Source organism: Streptomyces sp. MS06 (assembly GCF_047200655.1).
Lineage (GTDB): Bacteria > Actinomycetota > Actinomycetes > Streptomycetales > Streptomycetaceae > Streptomyces.
This window is the reverse complement of sequence record NZ_JBJZOJ010000004.1, coordinates 162,457-187,681: the sequence shown is the minus strand read 5'-3', so window position 1 is coordinate 187,681 and position 25,225 is coordinate 162,457. Positions and strand designations below refer to the sequence as shown.

20 protein-coding genes are annotated in these 25,225 nt (G+C 75.6%); 6 read left to right on the top strand and 14 right to left on the bottom strand.

Going from position 1 to position 25,225, the window contains the following annotated elements:
* Window positions 1-106: 106 nt before the first annotated feature.
* Window positions 107-622 carry a diaminobutyrate acetyltransferase gene (ectA, locus tag ACL02U_RS03855; RefSeq protein WP_412789167.1) on the bottom strand — a complete coding sequence of 172 codons (516 nt, stop codon included), beginning with the start codon at window positions 620-622 and terminating at the stop codon, window positions 107-109.
* 819 nt (window positions 623-1,441) lie between these two features.
* On the opposite strand from ectA, the gene ACL02U_RS03850 reads away from it, so the two are divergent.
* From ACL02U_RS03850 to ACL02U_RS03830, 5 genes are all read left to right on the top strand, one after another.
* The gene (locus ACL02U_RS03850) at window positions 1,442-2,305 is read left to right on the top strand and encodes a transporter substrate-binding domain-containing protein (RefSeq protein ID WP_412789166.1); all 864 of its coding nucleotides are present in this window, start codon (window positions 1,442-1,444) and stop codon (window positions 2,303-2,305) included.
* Window positions 2,302-3,135 carry an amino acid ABC transporter permease gene (locus ACL02U_RS03845; RefSeq protein WP_412789165.1) on the top strand — a complete coding sequence of 278 codons (834 nt, stop codon included), beginning with the start codon at window positions 2,302-2,304 and terminating at the stop codon, window positions 3,133-3,135. Before ACL02U_RS03850 ends, ACL02U_RS03845 begins: the two co-directional genes overlap by 4 nt.
* Window positions 3,132-3,977, top strand: a complete 846-nt coding sequence (locus tag ACL02U_RS03840) for an amino acid ABC transporter ATP-binding protein (RefSeq protein ID WP_412789164.1) — start codon at window positions 3,132-3,134, stop codon at window positions 3,975-3,977. Before ACL02U_RS03845 ends, ACL02U_RS03840 begins: the two co-directional genes overlap by 4 nt.
* Before the next feature lie 10 nt (window positions 3,978-3,987).
* Window positions 3,988-5,079, top strand: coding sequence for an amidohydrolase family protein (locus ACL02U_RS03835; RefSeq protein WP_412789163.1), 1,092 nt, complete (start codon window positions 3,988-3,990; stop codon window positions 5,077-5,079).
* Between the two features lie 554 nt (window positions 5,080-5,633).
* Window positions 5,634-6,641, top strand: a complete 1,008-nt coding sequence (locus ACL02U_RS03830) for an SCO1860 family LAETG-anchored protein (protein ID WP_412789162.1) — start codon at window positions 5,634-5,636, stop codon at window positions 6,639-6,641.
* Window positions 6,642-6,657: 16 nt separating this feature from the next.
* On the opposite strand, the gene cobC is transcribed toward ACL02U_RS03830, so the two are convergent.
* Genes cobC through cobM form a run of 6 tightly spaced genes read right to left on the bottom strand, consistent with a single transcriptional unit; the run spans window position 6,658 to window position 13,059 of the window.
* Complete coding sequence (gene cobC, locus ACL02U_RS03825) at window positions 6,658-7,731, bottom strand: Rv2231c family pyridoxal phosphate-dependent protein CobC (RefSeq protein WP_412789161.1); 1,074 nt, start codon at window positions 7,729-7,731, stop codon at window positions 6,658-6,660.
* Window positions 7,721-8,668, bottom strand: coding sequence for a sirohydrochlorin chelatase (locus tag ACL02U_RS03820; RefSeq protein ID WP_412789160.1), 948 nt, complete (start codon window positions 8,666-8,668; stop codon window positions 7,721-7,723). Before ACL02U_RS03820 ends, cobC begins: the two co-directional genes overlap by 11 nt.
* Window positions 8,665-9,261 (bottom strand): precorrin-8X methylmutase, encoded by a 597-nt coding sequence (locus tag ACL02U_RS03815; RefSeq protein WP_412789159.1) that lies wholly within the window; start codon window positions 9,259-9,261, stop codon window positions 8,665-8,667. Before ACL02U_RS03815 ends, ACL02U_RS03820 begins: the two co-directional genes overlap by 4 nt.
* The gene (gene cobJ / locus ACL02U_RS03810; RefSeq protein ID WP_412789173.1) at window positions 9,258-10,952 is read right to left on the bottom strand and encodes a precorrin-3B C(17)-methyltransferase; all 1,695 of its coding nucleotides are present in this window, start codon (window positions 10,950-10,952) and stop codon (window positions 9,258-9,260) included. Before cobJ ends, ACL02U_RS03815 begins: the two co-directional genes overlap by 4 nt.
* 59 nt (window positions 10,953-11,011) lie before the next feature.
* The gene (gene cbiE, locus ACL02U_RS03805; RefSeq protein ID WP_412789158.1) at window positions 11,012-12,244 is read right to left on the bottom strand and encodes a precorrin-6y C5,15-methyltransferase (decarboxylating) subunit CbiE; all 1,233 of its coding nucleotides are present in this window, start codon (window positions 12,242-12,244) and stop codon (window positions 11,012-11,014) included.
* Window positions 12,241-13,059, bottom strand: a complete 819-nt coding sequence (cobM, locus tag ACL02U_RS03800; RefSeq protein ID WP_412789157.1) for a precorrin-4 C(11)-methyltransferase — start codon at window positions 13,057-13,059, stop codon at window positions 12,241-12,243. Before cobM ends, cbiE begins: the two co-directional genes overlap by 4 nt.
* 98 nt (window positions 13,060-13,157) lie before the next feature.
* On the opposite strand from cobM, the gene ACL02U_RS03795 reads away from it, so the two are divergent.
* Window positions 13,158-13,886, top strand: coding sequence for a ZIP family metal transporter (locus ACL02U_RS03795; protein ID WP_412789156.1), 729 nt, complete (start codon window positions 13,158-13,160; stop codon window positions 13,884-13,886).
* A 131-nt stretch (window positions 13,887-14,017) separates the two neighbouring features.
* On the opposite strand, the gene cobI is transcribed toward ACL02U_RS03795, so the two are convergent.
* The 7 genes from cobI to ACL02U_RS03760 all read right to left on the bottom strand — a co-directional run bounded on the left by cobI (window position 14,018) and on the right by ACL02U_RS03760 (window position 25,215).
* A complete protein-coding gene (gene cobI, locus ACL02U_RS03790) occupies window positions 14,018-14,767 on the bottom strand; it encodes a precorrin-2 C(20)-methyltransferase (protein WP_412789155.1) in 750 nt (249 codons plus the stop codon).
* The gene (locus ACL02U_RS03785; protein ID WP_412789172.1) at window positions 14,764-16,128 is read right to left on the bottom strand and encodes a cobyrinate a,c-diamide synthase; all 1,365 of its coding nucleotides are present in this window, start codon (window positions 16,126-16,128) and stop codon (window positions 14,764-14,766) included. Before ACL02U_RS03785 ends, cobI begins: the two co-directional genes overlap by 4 nt.
* Window positions 16,125-16,733 (bottom strand): cob(I)yrinic acid a,c-diamide adenosyltransferase, encoded by a 609-nt coding sequence (gene cobO, locus ACL02U_RS03780; protein WP_412789154.1) that lies wholly within the window; start codon window positions 16,731-16,733, stop codon window positions 16,125-16,127. Before cobO ends, ACL02U_RS03785 begins: the two co-directional genes overlap by 4 nt.
* On the bottom strand, window positions 16,733-18,799 hold the full coding sequence (locus ACL02U_RS03775; protein ID WP_412789153.1) for a putative cobaltochelatase: 2,067 nt from the start codon (window positions 18,797-18,799) through the stop codon (window positions 16,733-16,735). Before ACL02U_RS03775 ends, cobO begins: the two co-directional genes overlap by 1 nt.
* Window positions 18,800-18,983: 184 nt before the next feature.
* The gene (gene cobN, locus ACL02U_RS03770; protein WP_412789152.1) at window positions 18,984-22,679 is read right to left on the bottom strand and encodes a cobaltochelatase subunit CobN; all 3,696 of its coding nucleotides are present in this window, start codon (window positions 22,677-22,679) and stop codon (window positions 18,984-18,986) included.
* On the bottom strand, window positions 22,676-24,187 hold the full coding sequence (locus ACL02U_RS03765) for a cobyric acid synthase (RefSeq protein WP_412789151.1): 1,512 nt from the start codon (window positions 24,185-24,187) through the stop codon (window positions 22,676-22,678). Before ACL02U_RS03765 ends, cobN begins: the two co-directional genes overlap by 4 nt.
* Window positions 24,184-25,215, bottom strand: a complete 1,032-nt coding sequence (locus tag ACL02U_RS03760) for a cobalamin biosynthesis protein (protein WP_412789150.1) — start codon at window positions 25,213-25,215, stop codon at window positions 24,184-24,186. The genes ACL02U_RS03765 and ACL02U_RS03760 overlap by 4 nt, the downstream gene beginning before the upstream one ends.
* Window positions 25,216-25,225: the final 10 nt, after the last annotated feature.

Below are 25,225 nucleotides of genomic sequence, written 5' to 3'. Positions count from 1 at the left end.
GTCACAGTGAATCGCTCCTCGATGCGACTGGTCAGTGACGGGTCGGTGTGACGAGTCATGTGCGGCGGTCGGTGCGGTGGTCGGTACGGAGGCGCTGCGTGGCGGGTCAACGCGACGGCAGTGCCAGCGGACCGATCCGGTACAGGACCTCGGGGTCGTGCGGGCCGTCCGGGAACTGCGCCGTGTCGAACAGGACCTCCCGCTCGACATGTGCGCCGTGCCGTACGGCGAACGACGTGAACAGCCGCTCGGATGCGGTGTTGCCCGGGGTGATGGTGGTCTCGACCCGGGTCAGGGGGCGCTCGCCCGCGATCCGGGCGGTCAGACCGTCGAGCAGCCGGGCGGCCAGCCCTCGGCCGCGGTGGGCGGTGTCGACGGCCACCTGCCACACGAGCAGGGTCTCCGGGGCCTCCGGCCGCAGGTACCCGGTGATGAACCCGACCGGCCGCCCGTCCGCTCCGCGCACCACCGCGGTGGTGTCCGCGAAGTCACGGCACCACAGCAGGTAGCTGTAGGAGGAGTTCAGGTCGAGCGTCCGGGAGTCCTTGGCTATACGCCAGAGGGCGGCCCCGTCGTCGACCGTCGGGCGGTCGATGTGCAGGTCTGCTGGTGCGGCAGTCATGCAAATTGAATTTACCGAGAGAAAATTGAAATTGCATGGAGGGATGGGGTTCCCTGTGAGGCCTGGATATGGTATCGCGCGAGCGCGCGCGGGCGCGTGAGGTTCGGGCGCTATGTCTGCTTTGACCTGGCGCAAAAGCCACGGATCAGACAGTCTGTGGAACAGGTCACAACTCTGTAACCTGAGCGAGACCCGTCCGAATTACGCCCTTTGACGCGAGCGAAATTGCCGGGTTTAGGGCCACGGAAAGCGGGCATAAGAAAACGGGAAGCTACCTTCGGGATATCCAAAAAAATTCTGGAATTGCGGCGGCGGAATTCAGCTTCCAGTCATGTGTGCGACAGGCGTCGATCAGTGTGCCGCGCCCGCCGCCCGGCCGTGCCCGCCACCGTTGCGCTCCCTCCGCGCCGCCGGGTCCGCCGTCGTTCCGTCATCGGTCCGCTCCCGCCCTTCGCGGCGTCGTCGGACCCGCCCCGCCCGCGTCCGGATCCCCTCGCGGTGTCCTCCGACCCGCCCCGACGCGTCAGGGTCTCCTCGCGGGCTCTCCTCCCTTCGGCTTCTGCGCCCGGGACTCCGTGCGCCCTCCGTCGCACGCCCTCCCTGTCGCCGCCCCCTCCGTGCCGTCGCCCTCTCGGGGCCTGCGCTCCCGCCTGCCCGGACGCGACGTCGCGGATCGCTCGGGAGGTGTCGTCGGCGGGGTGCGACGTTTCGTGACCGGCGGGTTCGTAGGTGATACGGGTCCTGGACCATGGGATTGATTTGGGAAACCAAAACTTCTCCTTATAATCGGAGCGCACCGTTCCGAAACAGGAGGCCCCCTTGAACACGCCCGCCCGGCGCCGGACCCGCGTCCTGGCCGCCACCACCGCGACCGCCGGACTGGTCCTCGTGGCCGCCTGCACCTCCACCGGCGACTCGGACGGCGGTGCGAAGGCCGCCTCCGGCGGCGTCGGACTCGTTCGTGCCGGGCAGCTCACCACCTGCACCCACCTGCCCTACCCGCCCTTCCAGTCGGAGATCGACGGCAGGGTCCAGGGCTTCGACGTCTCGCTCGTCGACCTGGTCGCCAGGGACCTGGGCGTGCAGCAGAAGATCCTCGACACGCCGTTCGAGAACTTCAAGACCGGCGCGTTCCTCAACTCCGGCAAGTGCGACCTCGCCGCCGCCGGGATGACCATCACCGAGGAGCGCAGGAGGAACGTCGACTTCTCCGACCCGTACTTCGACGCCACCCAGGCCGTTCTGACCGGCCGGGACCAGGGCGTCGACTCGCTCGCGGACATCAGGGCCAAGGGCCTCAGGGTCGGCGCCCAGGCCCAGACGACCGGCGAGGACTACGCCCGGAAGCAGGGCCTCGACCCGGTCTCCTTCGAGTCCTCCGACGCCCTTCTCAACGGGCTGCGGACCGGTCAGGTCAAGGCCGTCGTCATCGACTACCCGGTGGTCCGGGCCTGGCTGAAGGACAAGGCCACCGCCAACGCCTTCAAGGTCGCCGACAACCTCAGCACGGGCGAGCAGTACGGCTTCACCGTGAAGAAGGGCAACACCGCGCTCCTCGCCGCCGTGAACAAGGCCCTCGCCGACGCCAAGGCCGACGGCACCTACCGGAAGCTGTACGAGAAGTGGATCGGCCCCTACGACCCGTCCGCCGCCTCGCCGTCCCCCGCGCCGTCCGCCGCATGACCGCCGCCGACCACGACGCCGGGCCCGTGCGGAAGGGACTGACCAGGCGCCGCAGGCGCAGCCTGGCGCGCGGGGCGCAGTACGCCGTCCTCGCCGCGGCCGCGGCCGCCCTCGCGGCCACGGCCGACTGGGGACGGCTGCGGAACCAGTTCGCCCAGCCGGACATCGCACTCCGGATGTTCCCGGACGTCCTCACGCTGGCGCTGCGCAACACGGTGCTCTACACGGTCTCCGGCTTCCTCGTCGGACTGGTACTCGGCATGGTCGTCGCGCTGATGCGGCTCTCGCCCGTCGGCCCGTACCGCTGGCTCGCCGGCGTCTACATCGAGATCTTCCGCGGCCTGCCCGCCCTGCTGATCTTCATCTTCATCGGGGTGGCCGTTCCGCTCGCCTTCCCCGGCACGGAGGTCGCCGGAGGGACGTACGGCAAGGTCGCCCTGGCGCTGGGCCTGGTGGGTGCCGCCTACATGGCCGAGACCTTCCGCGCCGGCATCCAGGCGGTGCCCCGCGGGCAGACCGAGGCGGCCCGCTCGCTCGGCTTCTCGCCCGCCCGGGCCATGGTCTCGATCGTCGTCCCGCAGGCCTTCCGGGTCGTCCTGCCGCCGCTCACCAACGAGTTCGTCATCCTCTTCAAGGACTCCTCGCTGGTGCTGCTCCTCGGCCTGACCCTCCAGGAACGCGACCTGTCCAAGTACGGCCGCGACCTGGCCAGCACCACCGCCAACTCCACGCCGATCCTCGTCGCCGGCCTGTGCTACCTGCTGGTCACGATCCCGCTCGGCTTCGTCGTACGCCGCCTGGAGGCGAAGGCCCGGGAGGCCGTGACATGAGTCGTCCGGAGATCACCGTCCGCGGTCTGCACAAGTCCTTCGGCGACCACCGGGTGCTGCGCGGCATCGACCTGGAGGTCGGCCGGGGCGAGGTCGTCTGCGTCATCGGCCCGTCCGGCTCCGGCAAGTCGACACTGCTGCGCTGCGTGAACCTGCTCGAGGAGCCCACCGAGGGGCGGGTCCTCGTCGGCGGCACGGAGGTCACCGACCCGGACGTCGACATCGACGCCGTCCGCCGCCGCATCGGCATGGTGTTCCAGCAGTTCAACCTGTTCCCGCACCTGACGGTGACCGAGAACCTCACCCTGCCGCAGCGCCGGGTGCTGAAGCGGGGCAGGGCCGAGGCCGCCCGGATCGCCGCCGCGAACCTGGCCCGGGTGGGACTGTCGGACAAGGCGGACGCCTACCCGTCGTCGCTCTCCGGCGGTCAGCAGCAGCGCGCCGCCATCGCCCGCTCGCTGGCGATGGGGCCCGAGGTGATGCTGTTCGACGAGCCGACCTCCGCGCTCGACCCGGAACTGGTCGGCGACGTCCTCGCGGTCATGCGCGGGCTGGCCGACGAGGGGATGACGATGATGGTCGTCACCCACGAGATGGCCTTCGCCCGGGAGGTCGCCGACCGGGTCGTCTTCATGGACGGCGGCGTGATCGTCGAGGAAGGCGCACCCGGCCGGGTCATCGGGGCTCCCCGCCACGAGCGGACCCGCCACTTCCTCTCCCGCCTGCTCGACCCCGCGACGGCCGGCCCGGCCGCGCCGGCCGCGGGCCCCGGCGCGGTGGGGGACGCCGGGGCGGAGCCCCGGGCGGATGCGGGCTGCCGGGCGGCCACGGGGGCCGCGTAGGCTGCCCCGCATGAGCGATCACCCCGTGCTGCACGTGAAGGGCCGGGTCCTGGTCGGACCCGACGACGTCCGCGACGAGCTGTGGGTCCTCGACGGGCGGATCTGCTACGACCGCCCCGCCGGCGCCCGCGACGTGCGCACCGTCGAGGGCTGGGCGCTGCCCGGTCTCGTCGACGCGCACTGCCACGTGGGCCTGGGCCCCGACGGCCCGGTGCCCGAGGACGTCGCGGAGAAGCAGGCGCTGACCGACCGCGAGGCCGGCACCCTGCTGATCCGGGACGCGGGCTCGCCCTCCGACACCCGCTGGGTGGACGACCGCGAGGACCTGCCGAGGATCGTGCGCGCCGGCCGGCACATCGCCCGCACCCGCCGCTACATGCGCAACTACGCCTGGGAGATCGAGCCGGACGACCTGGTCGAGTACGTCGGCCGGGAGGCCCGGCGCGGCGACGGCTGGGTCAAGCTGGTGGGCGACTGGATCGACCGGGACCTCGGCGACCTGTCCGCCTGCTGGCCGCGGGGCGCGGTGGAGGCGGCGATCGCCGAAGCCCACCGGCTGGGCGCCCGGGTCACCGCCCACTGCTTCGCCGAGGACTCCCTGCGCGATCTGGTCGAGGCCGGGATCGACTGCGTGGAGCACGCGACCGGCCTGACCGAGGACACCATCCCGCTGTTCGCCGAGCGCGGCGTCGCCATCGTGCCGACCCTGGTGAACATCGCCACGTTCCCGGAGCTCGCGGCCGGCGGCGAGCGCAGGTACCCGGACTGGTCGGCGCACATGCGCCGGCTGCACGCGCGCCGCTACGACACCGTCCGCGCCGCCTACGACGCAGGGATCCCGGTGTACGTCGGCACCGACGCCGGCGGCCACCTCCCGCACGGCCTGGTCGCCGGCGAGGTCGCGGAACTGGTGACGGCCGGGCTGCCCCCGCTGGCCGCCCTCGCGGCGGCGACCTGGTCCGCCCGGCAGTGGCTCGGCCGTCCCGGCCTCGACGAGGGCGCGCGGGCCGACCTGGTGGTGTACGAGACGGACCCGCGGGCCGACGTGCGGGTGCTCGCGGACCCGCGCCGGGTGGTGCTGAACGGGCGGGTCGTCGGCTGAGCCGGCGCGGGGCACGGCCCGGCAGGAGGCCGGCCCCCGTACTCCTGCCGCCCCGCGCCCCGCGCCCCCGTCGGTTGGTCGCCGCTCGGCCGCGGGGGCAGACCTCCGTGACGCGGCCCCGAAGCCGCCCGCGCCGCCGCCGTTCGCGTCACCGTCGCACCACCGAGCCGTCGCGCCACCGAGCCGTCGCGCCACCGAGCCGTCGCGCCACCGAGCCGTCGCGCCACCGAGCCGTCGCGCCACCGAGCCGTCGCGCCACCGAGCCGTCGCGCCACCGAGCCGTCGCGCCACGGCGCCCGCCGAGGGGCCCGTGACCGCGGTCGGCGCGGACCGTTGTACTTCCGCGCTCCGCCGCGTGCGCGGGCCGTCGCGTCCGGTGGGCCCGCCGGACGGGGGAACGGAAGCGGTCGGCGGGGAACAGGTGTGCCGCCTGATTCGAACGCAGTCCCGGAAGCCCCACGATGGGGTGAAGTCACCGAGGATCGTCGCCCGTTCACTCCTCGTGCGTAATTCTTGCGGGGTCCCAAGCATGTCTCCTCTGGGGGTCCCACACCGTGAACGGCACGAACTTCCGCATGCCCGCACGCCGCCGGCTGGCCGCCGCCGCGGCGGCCACCGCCCTGGCCGCCGGGCCCGCGGCCCTGGCCGGCGCAGGCACCGCCCACGCGTCCGGCGACCACGGACGCGCGAGCGCCGCCGTCCTGCGCACCGGGCTCGACGTCGCCCTGCTCGACCACACCGTGGACGTCCCGCTCACGGTCTCGCTCAACGAGGTCCAGGCCCCGCGGACCGCCCACCGGAACGCCCTCACCACCCGCCTCGACGGCGTGGACCGCGGCCGGCCGTTCAGCGTCCTGCGGGCCGACGTCGCCACCGCGAAGGCCACCGTCACCGCGTCCCGGTCCGAGGGCTTCACCCGCCTCGTGCACGCCCGGCTGCACCTGCCCGGCCTGCCCCTGCTGTCCCTGATCGAGGTCGACCAGGTCACCTCCCGGGCGACCTGCGAGGCCGGCAGGGAGCCGGTCGCCACCGCGAACGTGCTGGGCTCGGTGACCGTCCTGGGCAAGCGGGTCACACTCAGCGCCGGCGGGCCCACCGACGTCAAGGTGCCGGGCGTCGGCGAGGTCCGGCTCGACCTGTCCCGACGCGAGACCACCTCCCGCACCGCCGCCGCCACCGCACTGGAGCTGAAGGTCACCGTCAATCCACTCCACCTCAACGTCGCCGACGTCAAGGGCACCGTCACCCTGGCCGAGGCCACCTGCGAGAGCCCGGCGGCCGCACGGACGCAGCCCGCAGCGCCCGGCGACGCGCCCAGCGGCGGACCGGGCGACGAGCCGAGCGGCGGACCGGGCGACGAGCCGAGCGGCGGACCGGGTGACCAGCCGAGCAGCGAGCCGTCCGCCACCAGCGACTCCGCCGTCCGGGCCCAGGGCTCACACACCGGGGCCAGCCTGGCGGAGACCGGCGGCAGCGAGGCGACCCCCTACATCGCCGCCGGGTCGGTGGTGCTGCTGCTGGCCGGCGGGGGAGCCTTCGCCCTCGCCCGGCGCCGCGGCTGACCCGCGGAGCCGAGGATCAGGGCGCCCGTCCCAGCGCCCGGTCCAAGGCCTGGAGGAAGCCGTCCGCGGTGCCCCGGTCCCGCACGGCCAGCCTCAACCACTGCCCGCCGAGACCGGGGAAGGTGTCGCCGCGCCGTACCGCGTAGCCCAGATCGCGCAGCCGGCTGCGCAGCGCGGCCGCGCCGTCCACGCGGACCAGCACGAACGGGCCCGCGGCCGGGGCCACCACCCGCAGCCCCGCACCGCCGAACGCGGCGAGCCCGGCGAGGAGGTGGTCGCGGTCCGCGGCGACCCGGCGGGCCGCGCGCTCCGCCTCGGCGAGCGACGCCGGTTCCATGCAGGCCTCGGCGGCGGTCAGGGCGGGCGCGGACACCGGCCACAGCGGCTGCGCCCGCTCCAGCCCGGCCACCGTCTCCGGCGCGGCCAGCAGGTAGCCGATGCGCAGCCCGGCCAGGCCCCAGGTCTTGGTCAGGCTCCGCAGCACCACCAGGCCGGGCACGTCCGTGCGGCCCGCGAGCGCCTCCCGCTCGCCCGGCACGGCGTCCATGAACGCCTCGTCGACCACCAGAGTCCGGCCCGGCCGGGCCAGTCCGGCCAGGGTCCCGGCCGGATGCAGCACCGACGTCGGGTTGGTCGGGTTGCCGACCACCACCAGGTCCGCCTCCTCGGGAACGGCCCGCGGATCGAGTCGGAACCCGTCCGCCTCCCGCAGCAGTACCCGGCCCACCGTGTGCCCGGCGTCCCGCAGCGCCGCCTCCGGTTCGGTGAACTGCGGATGCACCACGACCGGCCGCCGCACCCTCAGCGCCCGGGCCAGCAGTACGAACGCCTCCGCCGCCCCCGCCGTGAGCAGTACCCGGTCCACCGGCAGCCGGTGCCGGCCGGCGACCGCGGCCCGGGCCGCCCTGCCGTCCGGGTAGGCGGCCAGTCCGGCCAGCGAGCCGGCGATCCGCTCCCGCAGCCAGAGCGGCGGAGTGCCCGCGCGCACGTTCACCGCCAGGTCGACCAGGTCCGCGCCCGCGTCGCGCACCTCGGCGTCCCCGTGGTGCCGCAGGTCGGGCGGGGCTTCCCGGGTGTCCTCAGTGCGCATGGGAGTGCGGGTGCCCTCCGTGCCGGTGGTGCCCGTGGCCGTGCTGCTGCCCGTCGCCGTGCCCGTCGTGGTGCCCGTCGTCGTCCGGGTGGAAGTGCGGCTGCTGCGGCTGCCCCACCTTCTCCTCGAAGCCGGGCAGCGCGATCCGGTACACGCACGAGTCGCAGTTCATCCGCAGGTCGCCGCGCACCGCCTCCGCGTACCGCTCCATCACCAGGTCCAGCAGCTCAGGCTCCGGACCGATCACGTCCGCCGACCGCACCGCCACCTCCGGGTGCGCGGCCGCCCACTCCTCCGTCTGCCGCCGCACCCGGTCCGGCAGGATCCCGGTGAACAGGAAGTACGGCAGGACGACGACCTGCCGCGCGCCCAGCCGCGCGCACCTGTCCAGCCCACTCGGCACGTCCGGTGCCGCCAGCGACACGAACGCCGTCTCCACACCGGCGTACCCGCGCCCCTCCCACAGCAGCCGCGCCGCCTTGAACACCTCGGCGTTGGCGTCCGGGTCGGTGGAACCGCGCCCCACCAGCAGCACGGTCACCTCCGAGAGGTCCACCGCCCCGCCGAGCGCCTCGTCCAGCCGCCGCTCCAGCACCTTCAGCAGCGCCGGGTGCGGGCCCAGCGGACGGCCGTAGGAGTACGACAGCCCCGGGTGCCGTTCCTGCTCGCGGGCCAGCGCCGCGGGGATGTCGCCCTTCGCGTGCCCGGCGGACACCAGCATCAGCGGCACGGCGGCGAACCTGCGCACCCCGCGCTCCACCAGCTCGGCGACCGCCTCCCCCAGCGGCGGGGGCGACAGCTCGATGAAGCCGCCCGCCACGGGCAGCTCGGGGTGGCGGCGCCCCAGGGCGCGGACGAAGGCGCGGAACGCCTCCGCTCCGGCGTCGTCCCGGGTGCCGTGTCCGGCGACGAGCAGGGCGGGCTGCGGCGTGGTCACGGGGTCTCCTCAAGCGAAACGGGGTGGTACAGCAGGGCGTTGAGGGCGGCCGCGGCGACCGCGGACCCGCCCTTCTCGGACACGTTGCTCACGGCGGGCAGCCCGGTGGCGCGCAACGCGGCCTTCGACTCGGCCGCCCCGACGAAACCGACGGGCAGACCGATCACCAGCGCCGGATCCGCGTCCAGCGCCAGCAGCTCCTCCAGGGCGGTCGGCGCGCAGCCGACCACCCACAGCGCGCCCGGTCCGACGTCCTCGAACGCCAGCCGCACCGCGTGCGCCGAGCGCGTCAGCCCTGGTCCGGGCCGGGCGTCCTGCAGCCGGCACACGGTCTCGCGGCGGGTGATGCCCGCCGCGACCATCTCCACGTCCACCACCACCGGCGCCCCGGCGTGCAGCGCGGCGTGCGCCGACTCCAGCGCGTTCTCGTCGGTGACGAGGTCGGCCGCGTAGTCGAGGTCGGCCGCGGAGTGGACGACCCGCTCCACCACCGCGCGGGTCAGCGGCGGGAAGTGCGAGGTGTCCAGCCGGGCGCGCAACCGCCGGAAGGACTCCTGTTCGATGGGATGGACCACACGGGTCGCCGGGTTCACTGGGACTGCCCCTCCTGCCAGCGGTAGCCGCGCGGGGTCACCATGCGCCCCGCGATTTGCCGGGTCGCCGTGTTGCCCACGGTCACGACCGTCATCATGTCGACCGTCGCCGGGTCGAGGCCCGCCAGCGTCGTCAGCCGGGTCGACTCCTGCGGCCGCGAGGCGTTGCGCACCACCCCGACCGGCGTCCCGGGAGCGCGGTGCCCGGCGAGGATCGCCAGCGCCTGCGGAAGCTGCCGGGCCCGGCCGCGGCTGCGCGGGTTGTAGAACGTCACCACCAGGTCGGCCTCGGCCGCCGCCCGCACCCGCCGCTCGATGACCTCCCAGGGCGTGTGCAGGTCGGACAGGCTGATCGACACATGGTCGTGGCCCAGCGGCGCGCCCAGCAGGGCCGCCGCCGCGAGTGCCGCGGTCACCCCCGGCACGCCCACCACGTCGATGTCGTCGGAGGCCTCCGCCAGTGCCGGCGCGGCCATCGCGTACACCCCGGCGTCGCCGCTGCCGATCAGCGCGACCGCCTGCCCGCGCCGGGCCTCGGCCACCGCCGTGCGCGCCCGCTCCTCCTCGGCGCCGAGCCCCGACTCCAGGACCCGGGTGCCGGGCCGCAGCAGGTCGCGGATCTGGTCGACGTACTGGTCCAGCCCCACCAGCACGGACGCCCGCCTCAGCTCCTCCCGGGCCCGCGGGGTCAGCAGGTCCCGGGCACCCGGACCGAGCCCGACCACCGCGAGCCGTCCGCGGCCCGGCCGCCTCGCCACCGCGCACGTCGCCCTCGCCGGCAGCCCGTCCGCACGCTGCGACTTCCGCTTGGGGACCAGGAGTTCACCGCCCCGGACGAGCGCGGCGGCCTCGGCGACGGACGGCGTGCCGACGGCGGCCAGCGGCGCGGCCGAAGGATGCGGCACCGCGACGCCGGCCAACTCCTCGGCCGGGTACGTCACCAACGGCACCCCGAGCCGCTCGGCGGCCTGCACGATGCCCGGCTCGCCGGCCTTCGCGTCGACCGTGGCCAGCTCCGCGAGGGACCGTGCGGACAGTCCCGCCTCCCGCAGCGCCGCCTCCACCAGGTGGAGGACCTCCTCCACCGGAGCGCCCCGGGACGCGCCGACCCCGGCCACCAGGGACGGCGGCCGCAGCAGCACCTCCCGTTTCCCCGGCTCGACCGCCCGGTCGGTGACCCGCACGGTGTACGCGCCCCGCTCGCCGCACGGCAGCGGTGGCAGCGGCCACGGCACCTCGGAGTCCAGCCGGACCGGCTCCCCGTCCAGCAGCGCTCGCGTCACCCCCGCCACATCGCCCTCCACCGGGAGACCCAGGGTGTCCAGACCGGTGAGGTCCACGGCGTCCGTCGCCGTCGTCACCACCGGCTCGGCGCCCAGTACCCCGCCGACCGCGCGGGCCAGTTCGTTGGCGCCGCCGCCGTGCCCGCCGAGCAGCGACACCGCGAACCGTCCCGCCTCGTCGACGCAGACCACCCCGGGGTCCGCGGCCTTGCCGCCGAGCAGCGGCGCCACCAGCCGGACCACCGCGCCGGCCGCCAGGAAGCACACCAGCCCGTCGCACTCGGCGAACGCCCGCCGTACCGCGTCGGCGGTGGGACCCTCGTAGACCCGCACGCGGTCCGGCCACGCGGCGGCCAGCCGGTCGCGGGCCGAGGCCCCCGCCGCCGTGGCGGACACCAGGCCGATCACCGGGTTCTCCGGGGCCGCCGGGCTCTCCGGGGCCGCCGGGCTCTCCGGGTTCACTGGGCTCACTGGGCAGCTCCTTCACTGCGCGCCGGGGGCCGCACGCCCCACAGCAGGAAAACGGGATTGGTCGCCGCGAGCCGGGTCACGTCCCCCGGCAGCGGTGCCATGCGCGAGGACTGCAGCAGCACCCCGTCGCACGCCCAGCCGGCGTCCAGCAGCGCGGCCCGCGCCGCCGGCACCCGGTCCAGGGCGGCCATCGCGACGACCACCGACCGCCGGGCCCGCCCCGCGCACCGGGAGACGATCGCGGGCAGATCGCGCCCGCCGCCGCCGACGAACACCGCGTCGGGCTCGTCCAGCGCGGACAGCGCGTCCGGCGCCGCCCCGTGCACCACCCGCACGTCGACCCCGTGCGCGGCGGCGTTGGCGCGGATCCGGTCCGCTCCGTCCGCCGTCCGCTCCACCGCGCACACGGCGGCGCCCAGCCGTGCGCACTCCACGGCCACCGAACCGGATCCGGCGCCGACGTCCCACACCAGGTCGCCGGGGCGCGGCCCGAGCCGGGCCAGCGCCAGCGCCCGCACCTCGAACTTGGTGATCATCGAGTCGCGGTGGGCGAACTCCGCCTCGTCCAGCGCCCATCCGGCGGGCCGGGCGCCGGGCCCCGCCACCGTCCGCACGGTGCCCGGCGCCCGCGCCCCGTCCACGCACAGCACCACGTTCACGCCCGCGCCCCAGTCCCGTCCGGCCGCCTCGGCGGGCGTCACCCGCTCCAGCCGCTCCCCTCCGGAGCCGAGCTCCGACGCGACGACCAGTACCCGGTCGTACCCCCTCAGCGCCGCGCCCAGCTCCGCCGGGCCGGCCCCGGGACCGGTCAGCACGGCGGCCTTCGGGTGCGCCCGGCACACGTTCACCGCCGTGCGCACGTCCCGGCCGTGCGCGCTGACCACGACCGCGTCGTCCCACGGCAGCCCCAGCCGCGCGAACGCGGCCGACACCGACGACACCCCCGGCCGCACGTCGAGCAGCCCCGGCCCGAACCGCTCCGCCAGCACCCGCACGATCCCGAAGAACCCCGGATCCCCGGAGGCCAGCACGACGACCCGCCGCCCCGCGTCCACATAGCGCCCGACGGTCTCCAGCGCCGGCGCCAGCGGACCGAGCACCACGCGCTCCGCCGCCTCGGGCAGCCGTACGGCGTCCAGGTGCCGCCGACCCCCGACGACCAGCTCCGCCCCGGCGACCACGTCCGCCGCGACCGGCGCGCCCGTCCCCGCACCCACAACCGTGATCACGTGCCCGCACCCCGCACGCGCAGGGCCCTGCGGGCCTCCGGGTCGGCTTTGCGATGCCCGTGGAAGTGCCCCGGGTGGTACAGGTGCGAGCGGGTCCCGTGCGCGTCGAGGGCCGGGCCGACCAGGAACAGGGTGTGCTTCCACAGCCTGTGCCGCTTGACCGTCTCCTCCAGCGTGCCGATCGTGCACCGCGCCACCAGTTCCTCCGGCCAGGTCGCCTGGTGGGCGACGACGACCGGCGTGGACGTCGGGTAGCCGCCCTCCAGCAGCTCCCGCACCAGCTGCCCGCTGCGCGCCGCCGACAGGAAGACCGCCATGGTGGTGCCGTGCCGGGCGAACTCGCGGACCTCCTCGCCGGGAGGCATCGGAGTCTTGCCGCCGCCCAGCCGGGTGAGCACCACCGACTGCGCGACCTCCGGGACGGTCAGCTCCCGCCGGGCCAGCGCGGCCACCGCGGAGAACGCCGACACCCCCGGGACCACCTCGGTCTCGATCCCGATCTCGGCGCACCGGTCGAGCTGCTCCTGCGTACCGCCCCACAGCGCGGGGTCGCCGGAGTGCACGCGGGCCACGCGCAGCCCCTCGGCGTGCGCGCGCCGGTACACGGCGACCACGTCCTCCAGCGGCAGCGCCGCCGAGTCGAGGATCTCCGCGTCCTCCCGCGCGTGCTGCAGGACCTCCTCCTGCACCAGGCTCGCCGCCCAGATCACCACGTCGGCCTCGGCGATGGCCCGCGCGGCGCGGAACGTCAGCAGATCGGCGGCGCCGGGACCGGCGCCGACGAAGGTCACCTTGCCGGCGGGTGCGTCAGCCATGGGAACGGATCCTCTCCGGGGAGTTCTGCGAGCGGTGCGGGAAGGCCGGGCGAACGCCCGGGTTGTTGTCGCGGGCGTTGATCGGATAGCAAGGGCCTATGGCGGTCCTCGTCGCGCTCGGCGCGTTCCTGATGACGCTGGCCGGCGGCTGGACGGCACAGCGCGTGACCGACCGTCGCCACCTGGTGCTGGGACTGGCCGGCGGTCTGATGCTCGGTGTGGTCGGCATGGACCTGCTGCCGGAGGCGCTGGCGGCGGCCGGCACGCGGGTGCACGGGGTACCGGCCGCGCTGCTCCTCTTCGTGGGCGGGTTCCTGCTGGCCCACATGGTGGAGCGGCTGCTGGCCGCGCGCCGCGCCGCGCACGGGGCGGGCGAGGGCGACGACCGGGCGCCCGAGGTGGGTCTGACCGCGGCCGCCGCGATGGTCGGGCACAGCGCCATGGACGGCGTGGCGATCGGCGCGTCCTTCCAGGTGGGCAGCGGCATGGGCACGGCCGTGGCGCTCGCCGTCGTCGCGCACGACTTCGCGGACGGGTTCAACACCTTCACCCTGACCCGGCTGTACGGCAACGCGCGCCGCAAGGCCGTCGCGATGCTCGTCGCGGACGCCGTCGCCCCGGTCGCCGGAGCGGCCGCCTCCTCGTTCCTGACCATCCCCGAGCCGCTGCTCGGCGGCTATCTCGGCCTGTTCGGCGGTGTCCTGCTCTACCTCGCCGCGGCGGAGATCCTCCCCGAGGCACACCACGAGCACCCCGCCCGCTCCACCCTGCTGTGCACGGTCGCCGGGGTCGCGTTCATCTGGCTGGTGGTGGGCTTCACGGCCTGACCCGGGCGCCGGCCCGGAGGCGGCTGCGGAAGCCGGCGCACACGCCGGCCGGGGCGGCCCCTCCGCAGCCGGGGCGGCGGCCGCAGCCGCAGCGGACCCGCGCGCCGGCCCCGGCGCGCCCCCGAACCGCGTCACAGCCTGCCGCCCCGTCCGCCGTCCCGCCGAGGCGGCGCGATCAGCGTGGACAGATAGGGAAGGGCGCCGCCGTCCAGCGCCGCGGCCGGCCGGATCGACTCCTGCTCCAGGCCCAGCGCCGACCCCCACACGGCGCCCTGAAGCCGCCCGGCGGCGCGCAGCGCCCGCGCCACCTCGGCGGCCTGCCGCCCGAACTTGTACGCCACCACCGTCCCCGGACCGTCCAGCGCCCGGGCGAGCACCGCCTCACCGGCCGTCACCGGCACCAGCGTCAGCGGCTCGGTGCCCTCGGCCAGCACGGCACCCGACCGGGCGGCCAGGTCCTGCATGGCGGTGATCCCCGGCACCGTCTCCACCACCACGTCCGGCACCAGTCCGGTCACGGTCTGCGCCAGATACGTGAAGGTCGAGTACACGTTCGGGTCGCCGATGGTGGCGAAGGCGACGCGGCCGCGGTCCCGCAGCAGCCCGGCCACCCGCTCGCCCGCCGCGTCCCAGGCGGCCTCCCGGCGCGCCCGGTCGGCCCGCTCGTTCAGCGCGAACACCACCCGCACCACCCGCTCCCGGGCCACGTAGTGCAGCACCGTGGCCTCGGCCCGCCCGGGCTCCCCGCCGTCCCTCCCGTCGGGCGCGGCCATCACCGGGACGACGACCACCTCGGCGGCACGCAGCGCGTTCACCCCCTTGACGGTCACCAGCTCCGGATCCCCGGGCCCCACGCCGACCCCGACCAGCCTGCTGCTCATGACGTCCGGCACCTCTCCACGAACCGACGGGCCACCCCGGGCGCTGACGCCCAGTGCGTGTGCAGATAGCTCGCGTGCACCCCGCGCTGTACGAAACCCTCCAGCCCGTGAGGCGCGCGCACGCCCCAGGCGGCGTCCGCCCCCGCCCCGGGCTCCACCGCGGTCCGGTGGAACTCGTGCCCCCGCAGTCGCGTCCCGGCCCGCGCGAGCACGCTGTCGCTCACCGCCACCGCGTCCCGGTAGCCGAGCGTCAGCCGCTCACCCATCCGCGCGCCCGCGTCCAGCACCCCGCACATCGGGCGGCCGTCCAGCTCCCGGCACAGGTAGAGCAGGCCGGCGCACTCGGCGGCGACCGGAGCCCCGCCGCGCGCCAGGTCCGCGACCGCCCGGCGCAGCGGCTCGTTCGCGGACAGCTCGGCGGCGTACACCTCCGGGAACCCCCCGCCGAGGACCAGCCCGCGGGTGCCGTCCGGCAGGCGCTGCTCCCGCAGCGGATCGAACACGACGACGTCGGCGCCGGCCGCGGTCAGCAACTCGGCGTGCTCGGCGTAGGAGAACGTGAACGCCTCCCCGCCGGCGACGGCGACGACCGGCCGGTCCGCGGCGGTGCGCGACGGCGGTCCCACCGCCTCCCCCGGGTCCCAGGCAGCGCCCGCCGGGGAGCCCGCGGTCCGGGCCAGCGCCTCCAGCGCCCGCAGGTCGCACCCCTCGGCGATCCGCGCGCCCATCGCGGCGACCGCCTCCACGGCCGCCGCGCGCCGCTCCGCGGCCGGCACCAGGCCCAGGTGGCGCGAGGGGGTGTCCAGCCGGGCGGACCGCCGCAGCACCCCCAGCACCGGGACCCCCGTCGACTCCAGCGCCTCGCGCAGCAGCTCCTCGTGCCGGTCGGAGCCCACCTTGTTGAGGATCAGGCCCCCGATCCGCACCTCGGGGTCCCACGACACGAACCCGTGCACCAGCGCGGCGACCGACCGCGACTGCGAGGACGCGTCGACGACCAGCACCACCGGCGCCCGCAGCGTTTTCGCCACCTGCGCGGTCGACGCCAGCTCGCCCTGGCCGGCGGCGCCGTCGTAGAGGCCCATCACGCCCTCCACCAAGGCGATGTCCGCGCCGCGGGCCCCGTGCCGGAACAGCGGCCAGAGCAGCTCCGGCCCGCACAGGTAGGCGTCGAGGTTGCGCCCGGCCCGCCCGGCGGCGAGCGCGTGGTAGCCGGGGTCGATGTAGTCCGGCCCCACCTTGTGCGGGGACACCGCGAGCCCCCGCGCGGCGAACGCCGCCATCAGGCCCGTCGCGACCGTCGTCTTGCCGCTGCCGGAGGAGGGCGCGGCGACGACCAGCCGGGGCACCGGCCGGGTCACCACTCGATGCCTCTCTGGCCCTTCTGGCCGGCGTCCATCGGGTGCTTCACCTTGGACATCTCGGTGACCAGGTCGGCGAAGCCGAGCAGTTCCCCCGGGGCGTTCCGCCCGGTGATCACCACGTGCTGGGTGCCCGGCCGGTCCCGCAGCACCTCGACCACCTCGGAGGTGTCGACCCAGCCCCAGTGCATCGGGTACGCGAACTCGTCCAGCACGTACAGCCGGTACGTCTCGGCGGCCAGGTCCCGCTTCACCTGCGCCCAGCCCTCGCGGGCCTTCTCCTCGTTGCTGAGGTTGTCGCCCTGCAGGCCGCGCTGCACCCAGGACCAGCCCTCGCCCATCTTGTGCCAGTCGACGGTGCCGCCCTCGCCGGAGGCCCCGAGCACGCGCAGCGCCCGCTCCTCGCCGACCCGCCACTTCGCCGACTTGACGAACTGGAACACCCCGATCGGCCACCCCTGGTTCCAGGCGCGCAGCGCCAGCCCGAAGGCGGCGGTCGACTTGCCCTTGCCCGCCCCGGTGTGCACGACGACCAGCGGGCGGTTCCGCCGCTGGCGGGTCGTCAGTCCGTCGTCCGGTACGACACTCGGCTGCCCCTGCGGCACTACGCGGCCCTCCTCGGCGCTCCGTGCGCCCCCTGCACGTCCCTGACCAGTCCGGTGATCGCGTCGGCCCGCAGCGCGTCGAGCGCGACGGCCGTGCCGCCCAGTTCCCCGGCCAGCCGCCCGGCGAGCCCGAGCCGCACCGGCCCCGACTCGCAGTCCACCACCACCGAGGCGGCGCCCCCGGCGGCGAGCAGCCGCGCGGCCCGCCCGGACTGCGCGACCGGCTCCGGGCCGCCGGTGGCCCGGCCGTCGGTCACCACCACCAGCAGCGCCCGCCGCGCCGGATCCCGCAGCCGCTCCACCCGGAGCACCTCGTGCGCCTTCAGCAGCCCGGCGGCCAGCGGGGTACGGCCACCGGTGGGAAGCGACTCCAGCCGCACCGCCGCCACGTCCACGGAGGACGTCGGCGGCAGCGCCACCTCGGCGCCGGCGCCGCGGAAGGTCACCAGCCCCACCTTGTCCCGCCGCTGGTAGGCGTCGAGCAGCAGCGACAGCACGGCCCCCTTCACGGCGCCCATCCGCTGCCGGGCCGCCATCGACCCGGAGGCGTCCACCACGAACAGCACCAGGTTCCCCTCGCGGCCCTCGCGCACGGACTGCCGCAGGTCGTCCCGGCGCACCAGCAGACCCGGCCCGGACCGTCCGCGCGCCCGCTGGTGCGGGGCCGCCGCCTGCACGGTCGCCGCCAGGTGCAGCCTGGTCAGCGTCCCCCGCGGCCGGCGGGACCCGATGGTCCGGCCGTGCTCGGTGCGCGCCCGCGAACGCCGGCCGGCGGCGCCCTCGCCGACGCCGGGCACGCTCAGCACCTTCGTGCGGAAGGGCTCCGCGGCCCGCACCGGAGCCTGCTCCCCGGCGCCGCCGGTCCGCGGCTGCACGCCCGTGTCCGCCTCCGCGGCGGTCCCACCGTCCCGCGGACCCGCGTCCGGCGACGACTGCCCGTCGTCGGCGTCCCCGCCCCCGTCGGGCTTCCCGCCACCGCCGCCGTCCCCGCCACCGGGGTCGTCGGGGTCCTCGGGGCCGGGTTCGTCGTCAGGGTCGGGTTCGTCGTCGGGGGAGCCCCCGAACTGCTCCAGCGTCTCGTCGAGCCTGTCCTCGTCGAGCCCCGGCGCGTCGAAGGGGTTCCGCCTGCGGCGGTGGGGGAGCGCCAGCAGCGCGGCCTGCCGCACGTCCTCGGCGAGCACCTCGGCCCGCCCCGCCCAGGCGGCGAGCGCGGTCGCGGTCCGCGCCATCACGATGTCGGCGCGCATGCCGTCCACCTCGAACGCCGCGCACGTCGCCGCGATCTGCCGCAGCGCGCCGTCACCCAGCCGCACCCGCGGGAGCAGCGCCCGCGCCGCGACGATCCGCCCGCGCACGGCGGCCTCCTCCTCGGCCCAGCGCGCGGCGAAGCCCGCCGGGTCGTCGTCGTGGGCGAGGCGGCGCCGGACGACCTCCACCCGCTGCTCGGGTTCGCGCGAGGCGGCCACCTCGACGGTCAGCCCGAAGCGGTCCAGCAACTGCGGCCGCAGCTCGCCCTCCTCGGGGTTCATGGTTCCGACGAGCAGGAAGCGGGCGGCGTGCCGGACGGACACCCCCTCGCGCTCGACGTACGAGGCACCCATGGCGGCGGCGTCCAGCAGCAGGTCCACGAGGTGGTCGTGGAGGAGGTTGACCTCGTCGACGTAGAGGACGCCGCGGTGCGCGTCGGCCAGCAGGCCCGGCTCGAAGGCCTTCACGCCCTCCGCCAGCGCCCGTTCGATGTCCAGCGACCCGACGAGCCGGTCCTCGGAGGCGCCCACGGGCAGTTCGACCGTGCGCGCGGGCCGGCACTCACCCGGACCGGCCCCGTGCGGACCGTCCGGGCACGCCGCGTCGGGTGCGGCGGGGTCGCAGGAGAAGCGGCAGCCGGGAACCACCTCGATCTCCGGCATGAGCGCGGCCAGCGCCCTGACGGCGGTCGACTTCGCGGTGCCCTTCTCGCCGCGCACGAGAACGCCGCCCACCGACGGGCTCACCGCGTTCAGCAGCAGAGCCAGCCGCAGGTCGTCCTGCCCGACGACGGCGGTGAAGGGATAGGGCGTGGTCACGCGGTCATCACTCCTTCGGAGAGTTCACGGCAGAGCGGCTCGCGGGACGGAGCGGCTCGCACCGCGGCGGCCGCGAGCCGGATCGGGGCGGGGCGGGACGCCGCGGGGCGGGCCGGTCCGGGTGCCGGGGGCGCCGACCGGGGCGGTCCGGGCGCCGGGGCCGCCGGAGCGGGCCGGGGAGTGCTCACTCCGCCCCCTCCAGGTCTCCCTCGAGTTCGAGATACGTCGTCCGGAGCCGTTCCAGGGTCTCCCGGTCCGGCTCCGCCCAGAGCCCGCGGTCCGCGGCCTCCAGCAGCCGCTCGGTGACACCCCGCAGCGCCCACGGGTTGGACCGCTTCATGAAGTCCCGGTTCTCCGGGTCGAAGACGTACTCCGCGCTGAGCTTCTCGTACATCCAGTCGTCGACCACGCCCGCCGTCGCGTCGTAGCCGAACAGGTAGTCCACGGTCGCCGCCATCTCGAAGGCGCCCTTGTAGCCGTGCCGGCGCATCGCCGCCATCCAGCGCGGATTGACCACGCGGGCCCGGAAGACGCGGTGCGTCTCCTCGCCCAGCGTGCGGGTCCGCACCTGGTCGGGCACGGCCGAGTCGCCCACGTAGGCCTCCGGGTTCGCACCCGTGAGGTGGCGCACCATGGCGACCATGCCGCCGTGGTACTGGAAGTAGTCGTCGGCGTCGGCGATGTCGTGCTCCCGGGTGTCGACGTTCTTCGCGGCGACCGCGATCCGCCGGAACGCGGTCTCCATGTCCCCGCGGGCCGCCCGCCCGTCGAGCCCGCGACCGTAGGCGTAGCCGCCCCACACCGCGTACACCTCGGCCAGGTCGGCGTCGGAGCGCCAGTTGCGGGCGTCGATCAGCGGCAGCAGGCCGGCGCCGTAAGCGCCCGGCTTGGAGCCGAACACGCGGGCGGTGGCGCGCCGACGGTCGCCGTGCCCGGCGGTGTCCTCCTCCACGTGCGCCCGTACGAAGTTGGACGCGGCCGGCTCGTCCCGGTCGGCCACCGCCCGCACCGCGTCGTCGACCAGCGCCACCACATGGGGGAAGGCGTCCCGGAAGAAGCCCGAGATGCGGACCGTGACGTCGATGCGGGGCCGGCCCAGCTCCTCCAGCGGCACCACCTCGAAGCCCGTCACCCGGCGCGAGGCCTCGTCCCACACCGGGCGGCAGCCCAGCAGGGCGAGGATCTCCGCGATGTCGTCCCCCTGGGTGCGCATCGCGGAGGTGCCCCACACCGTCAGCCCGACCGACCTCGGGTACTCGCCGGTGTCCCGCAGGTACCGCTGCACCAGCGAGTCCGCGAGCGACTGCCCGACCTCCCAGCTCAGCCGGGACGGGATGGCCTTGGGGTCGACGGAGTAGAAGTTCCGGCCGGTCGGCAGCACGTTGACCAGCCCGCGGGTCGGCGAACCCGACGGGCCGGCCGGCACGTAGCCGCCGTCCAGCGCCCGCAGGATGTTCCCGATCTCGTCCCCGGTCCGCGCCAGCCGCGGCACCACCTCCTCGCAGGCGAACTCCAGCACCGCCACCGCGTCGGGGAGTTCGGCGCCGAGCACGTCCCGCAGGACGGCCGGCACGGCCGCCCGGTCCCACGCCCGGGCCTCCAGGCCCTCCGCGATCCGCCGGCAGAGCTGCTCCAGCAGGTCGACCGCGTCGGCACCGGTGCGTCCCGGACCGTCGGCCAGTCCGGTCAGCTCCGGCGGCACCTTCACCGCCGCGCCGGGCTCGGCCAGCAACTCCTTCTCGTCCAGCCCGAAGTGCGCCGCCAGCACCGCCCGCAGCCCGGGCAGCGCGTTCGCCCGACCGCCCCACACCTGGGAGGCGCGCAGCACGGCCAGCACCAGGTTGACCCGCGGCCCGCCGACCGGTCCGTCGCCCAGGACGTGCAGGCCGTCGCGGATCTGCACGTCCTTGATCTCGCACAGGTAGCCGTCGACGTGCATCACGAACTCGTCGAACTCGTCCTCGTCCGGCTGCTCGTCCACCCGCAGGTCGTGGTGCAGCTCGGCGGCCTTCACCAGCGTCCAGATCTGCGCCCGCACCGCCGGGGCCTTCGCCGGGTCCAGGTCGGACACCAGCGCGTACTCGTCGAGCAACTGCTCCAGCTTGGCCAGGTCGCCGTAGGTGTCGGCGCGGGCCATCGGCGGCACCAGGTGGTCGACCACCGTGGCGTGCCCGCGCCGCTTTGCCTGGGTGCCCTCACCGGGGTCGTTGACGATGAACGGGTACACCAGGGGCAGGTCTCCGAGGACGGCGTCCGGCGCGCAGCCGCGGGACAGGCCGAGCCCCTTGCCCGGCAGCCACTCCATCGTGCCGTGCTTGCCCATGTGCACGACGGCGTCCGCGCCGAAGGAGTTCTCCAGCCACCGGTAGGCCGCCAGGTAGTGGTGCGAGGGAGGCATGTCCGGGTCGTGGTAGATCGCGATCGGGTTCTCGCCGAACCCGCGCGGCGGCTGGATCATCACCACGACGTTGCCGAAGCGGAGCGCGGCCAGGACGATGTCGCCGCCGTCGACGTACAGGCTGCCGGGCGGTTCGCCCCACGCCTCGCGCATGGCGTCCCGCAGCGCGGGGTCGAGCCGCTCGAACCAGGCCCGGTAGTCGTCGAGCGGCACCCGCGCCGGCGCCGCGGCGAGCTGCTCCTCCGTCAGCCACTCCACGTCGTGGCCACCGGCCTCGATGAGGCGGTGGATGAGCTCGTCGCCCTCCCGCGGGTGGCCCTCGACGGTGTATCCGGCCTCCCGCAGCGCCTCCAGGACGCGTACCGCCGAGGCGGGGGTGTCCAGGCCGACCGCGTTGCCGACCCGGGAGTGCTTGGTCGGGTAGGCGGTGAACACCAGCGCGAGCCTCTTGTCCGCGTTGCGCCGGTGCCCCAGCCGCGCGTGCCGCACCGCGATCCCGGCCACCCGTGCGGCCCGCTCCGGGTCGGCGACGTACACCGGAACCTCGTCCGGCCCGCGCTCCTTGAAGGAGAACGGCACGGTGACGAGCCGCCCGTCGAACTCCGGGATGGCGACCTGCATCGCCGCGTCCATGGGGGACAGCGCGGCGTCGGACTCCTCCCAGGCGGCCCGGGAGGAGGTCAGGCACAGGCCCTGCAGCACGGGGACGTCCAGCTCGGCGAGCGCCCCCACGTCCCAGGCCTCCTCGTCCGCCGTGCCGCTCCCGGCGGAGGCGCCCGACGGCACCGGTTCCTTCCCGCCGGCCGAGGCCGACGCGGCGTGTGTCCCGCCCGCCGCGAGGACGGTGGCGACCAGGGCGTCGGCCCGCCCCAGCAGTTCGTAGAGCCCGCTGTCCGCGCCGCGCAGCGAACCGCAGTACACCGGCAGGGCGTTGGCGCCACGGGCCTCGATCGCCTCGCACAGGGTGTCCACGAAGCCGGTGTTGCCGCTCAGTTGGTGGGCGCGGTAGAAGAGCACGCCGACCGTCGGCCGGTCCGCCGCGTACGCCCGGTCGCCGTGGACGCCGTACTCCGGCATCCGCCGCGGTGCGGCGAAACCCTCGCCGGTCAGCAGCACGGTGTCGGACAGGAAGCGGGTGAGCTCCAGCAGGTTCGCCGGGCCGCCCTCGACGAGGTACGCCAGCGCCTCGGCCACCACACCGGCCGGCACCGAGGACTCGGCCATCAGCTCCGCGTCCGGCACCGCCTCCCCGCCCAGCAGCACGGTCGGCACGCCGGACGCCCGCAGCGCCGCCAGCCCGTCCTCCCAGGCGCGCTTGCCCCCGAGCAGCCGGACCACGGCCACGTCGGCGCCGTCTACCAGCGCCGGAAGCTCCTCGGCGACGTCGACCCGGGCCGGGTTGCCGATCCGGTAGGCGGCGCCGGAGGCACGGGCCGCCAGCAGATCGGTGTCGGCGGTCGACAACAACAACACTGTGCTCATGCGGGCGCTCCCGGTGGGATGAAGGGCAGTCCTTGCGGCGCGCCGGACTCGATGAGCCGCCACAGCGCGTCCGTGTCCGCGTGCTGTTCGACGAGGTCGCCGAGCCGGTCGAGCTGCTGCTCGCGCAGCGCGGCGAAACAGGTGTCCGGCGCGGGTGCGAACCGGCGGCCCGCGGCGTGCGCCACCTCGCGCAGGAAGGCGCGCCGGAAGCCGTCGGACTCCAGCGAGCCGTGCCAGTGAGTTCCCCAGGTGCGGCCGACCCGGCAGCCGTCCAGGAAGGGTTCGCCGCCGAGGACGTCGGCGACGCCGTGGTGGATCTCGTACCCCTCGACCCGCTCGCCGAGGGCTTCGCCGACCGGCCGGGCCAGGGTCTTCTCCCGGGCGAACCGGACCCTGACCGGCAGGACGCCGAGTCCGTCCACGTGTCCCCGGCCGCTCTCGACCTCGTCCTCGATGTGCGTGCCCAGGATCTGGAAGCCGCCGCAGACGCCGAGCACCGGCCGGCCCTCCGCGGCCCGCCGGACCAGCGCCCGCGCCAGTCCCCGTTCGCGCAGCCACTCCAGCGCCCGGACGGTGCCGCGGGTGCCGGGCACCACGACCAGGTCCGCGTCGGCCAGTTCCTCCGGCCGGTCCACGAACCGCACCACGACGCCGGGTTCGGCGGCGAGGGCGTCGACGTCGGTGAAGTTGGACATCAGCGGGATCGCGCAGACGGCGACCCGCAGCACGTCCTCCCCCACCGGGGCGCTCACCGCGGACTCGCGCACCGCTCCGCGCAGCGAGACCCGCAGCCCGTCCTCCTCGTCGATGCCCAGCCCGTTGCGGAACGGCAGGACGCCGTACGTGCGGCGCCCGGTGAGGCCGTGCAGCATGCCGAGCCCCGGCTCCAGCAGCGAGACGTCCCCGCGGAACTTGTTGACGAGGAACCCGGCGACGAGTTCCTGGTCCTCCGGCGCGAGCAGCGCGACGGTGCCGAAGAAGGACGCGAAGACGCCGCCGCGGTCGATGTCGCCGACGACGAGCACGGGGAGCCGGGCGCCGCGGGCGACACCCATGTTGACGATGTCGGTACGGCGCAGGTTGATCTCGGCGGGCGAGCCGGCACCCTCGCAGATCACCGCGTCGTGGCCGTCGCGGAGTTCGGCGAGGCAGTCCAGCACGGTGCCCAGCAGCCGCTGCTGCCGTCCGCCGTGGTAGCCGCGGGCGCTCAGTTCACCGACCGGCTTGCCGAGCAGCACCACCTGGCTGCTCTGCTCGCCGCCCGGCTTGAGCAGCACCGGGTTCATCAGCGCGCTGGGTTCGAGCCGGCACGCCTGCGCCTGCATGGCCTGCGCCCGCCCGATCTCCGCGCCCTCGCGCGTCACGAACGAGTTCAGTGACATGTTCTGCGCCTTGAACGGCGCCACCTTGACGCCCTGGCGCACCAGCCACCGGCAGATGCCCGCGGTGACGACGCTCTTCCCGGCGTCGGAGGTGGTTCCGGCGACCAGCAGACCGCCACCGCTCATCGCGTACGCTCCTTCGCCAGCGGTCGCGCCGTCCGCGCCGTCCGCACCACCCCTGCCACCCGCGCCACTCGTGTCCCCGCCGGCGACGGCGCGGCCGACCGCGCGGCCAGCAACCGCGCGCCGGCGCACACGCCGAGCGCGAGGAATCCGACCCGCCGGGACAGCCGTACCGCCCGCTCGATGTCGCCGACCCGGACCGGGCGGCCCCCGCGGTGCAGCACCGGGCGGTGCTCCACCCGGCCGCCGTAGGACAGCGTCCCGCCCAGGCGCACCCCGAGTGCGCCGGCGAAGGAGGCCTCGACCGGCCCCGCGTTGGGGCTCGGGTGCTGCGCGGCGTCGGCCCGCCAGGCCCGCACCGCGGTACGCGGATCGGCTCCGGCCAGCGCCGCGAGGAGTGCCGTCAGCCGGGCTCCGGGCCACCCCGCGAGGTCGTCGAGGCGGGCGGACGCCCAGCCGTAGCGGAGGTGGCGCGGGGACCGGTGACCGACCATCGCGTCCAGGGTGTTGACGGCCCGGAAGCCGAGCAGGCCCGGCACTCCGGCGGCGGCACCCCACACCAGTGCGCCGACGACCGCGTCGGAGGTGTTCTCGGCGACGGACTCGACCACGGCGCGGGCGATGCCGTCGGCGTCCAGGGCCTGCGGGTCCCGGCCGCACAGGTGGGGCAGCCGGGCCCGGGCCGCTTCGACGTCCCCGGCGCCCAGCGCCCGGCCCACCGCCCTGGCCTCCCGGGCGAGGGTGGTGCCGCCGACCACCGACCAGGTGGCGGCGGCGGTCAGGGCCAGGGAGGCGGCGGGGGAGCGGCGCACGGCGCGCGCCGCGCAGGCGCCCAGGGCGGCGGCGCCGCCCGCGCAGACGGCGGTGTGCAGGGCGCCCCGGGCGCGGTCGTCGCGCCACAGGGCGCGTTCCACGGCGGCCGCGGCCCGCCCGAACACGGCGACCGGGTGCCCGCGGCGCGGATCGCCGAGGAGCAGGTCGCCGAGGAGGCCGGCGGTGGCGCCGTACGCGAAGACGCGTTCGGCACGCATCGGGTCAGCC

Coding starts and splice junctions, on each gene's coding strand:
- cobM (WP_412789157.1), bottom strand. CDS start 13,059: ATGGCTGACGCACCCGCCGGCAAGGTGACCTTCGTCGGCGCCGGTCCC.
- ACL02U_RS03845 (WP_412789165.1), top strand. CDS start 2,302: ATGACCGCCGCCGACCACGACGCCGGGCCCGTGCGGAAGGGACTGACC.
- cobN (WP_412789152.1), bottom strand. CDS start 22,679: ATGAGCACAGTGTTGTTGTTGTCGACCGCCGACACCGATCTGCTGGCG.
- ACL02U_RS03760 (WP_412789150.1), bottom strand. CDS start 25,215: ATGCGTGCCGAACGCGTCTTCGCGTACGGCGCCACCGCCGGCCTCCTC.
- ACL02U_RS03795 (WP_412789156.1), top strand. CDS start 13,158: ATGGCGGTCCTCGTCGCGCTCGGCGCGTTCCTGATGACGCTGGCCGGC.
- ectA (WP_412789167.1), bottom strand. CDS start 622: ATGACTGCCGCACCAGCAGACCTGCACATCGACCGCCCGACGGTCGAC.
- ACL02U_RS03765 (WP_412789151.1), bottom strand. CDS start 24,187: ATGAGCGGTGGCGGTCTGCTGGTCGCCGGAACCACCTCCGACGCCGGG.
- ACL02U_RS03840 (WP_412789164.1), top strand. CDS start 3,132: ATGAGTCGTCCGGAGATCACCGTCCGCGGTCTGCACAAGTCCTTCGGC.
- cobI (WP_412789155.1), bottom strand. CDS start 14,767: ATGAGCAGCAGGCTGGTCGGGGTCGGCGTGGGGCCCGGGGATCCGGAG.
- cobC (WP_412789161.1), bottom strand. CDS start 7,731: ATGCGCACTGAGGACACCCGGGAAGCCCCGCCCGACCTGCGGCACCAC.
- ACL02U_RS03835 (WP_412789163.1), top strand. CDS start 3,988: ATGAGCGATCACCCCGTGCTGCACGTGAAGGGCCGGGTCCTGGTCGGA.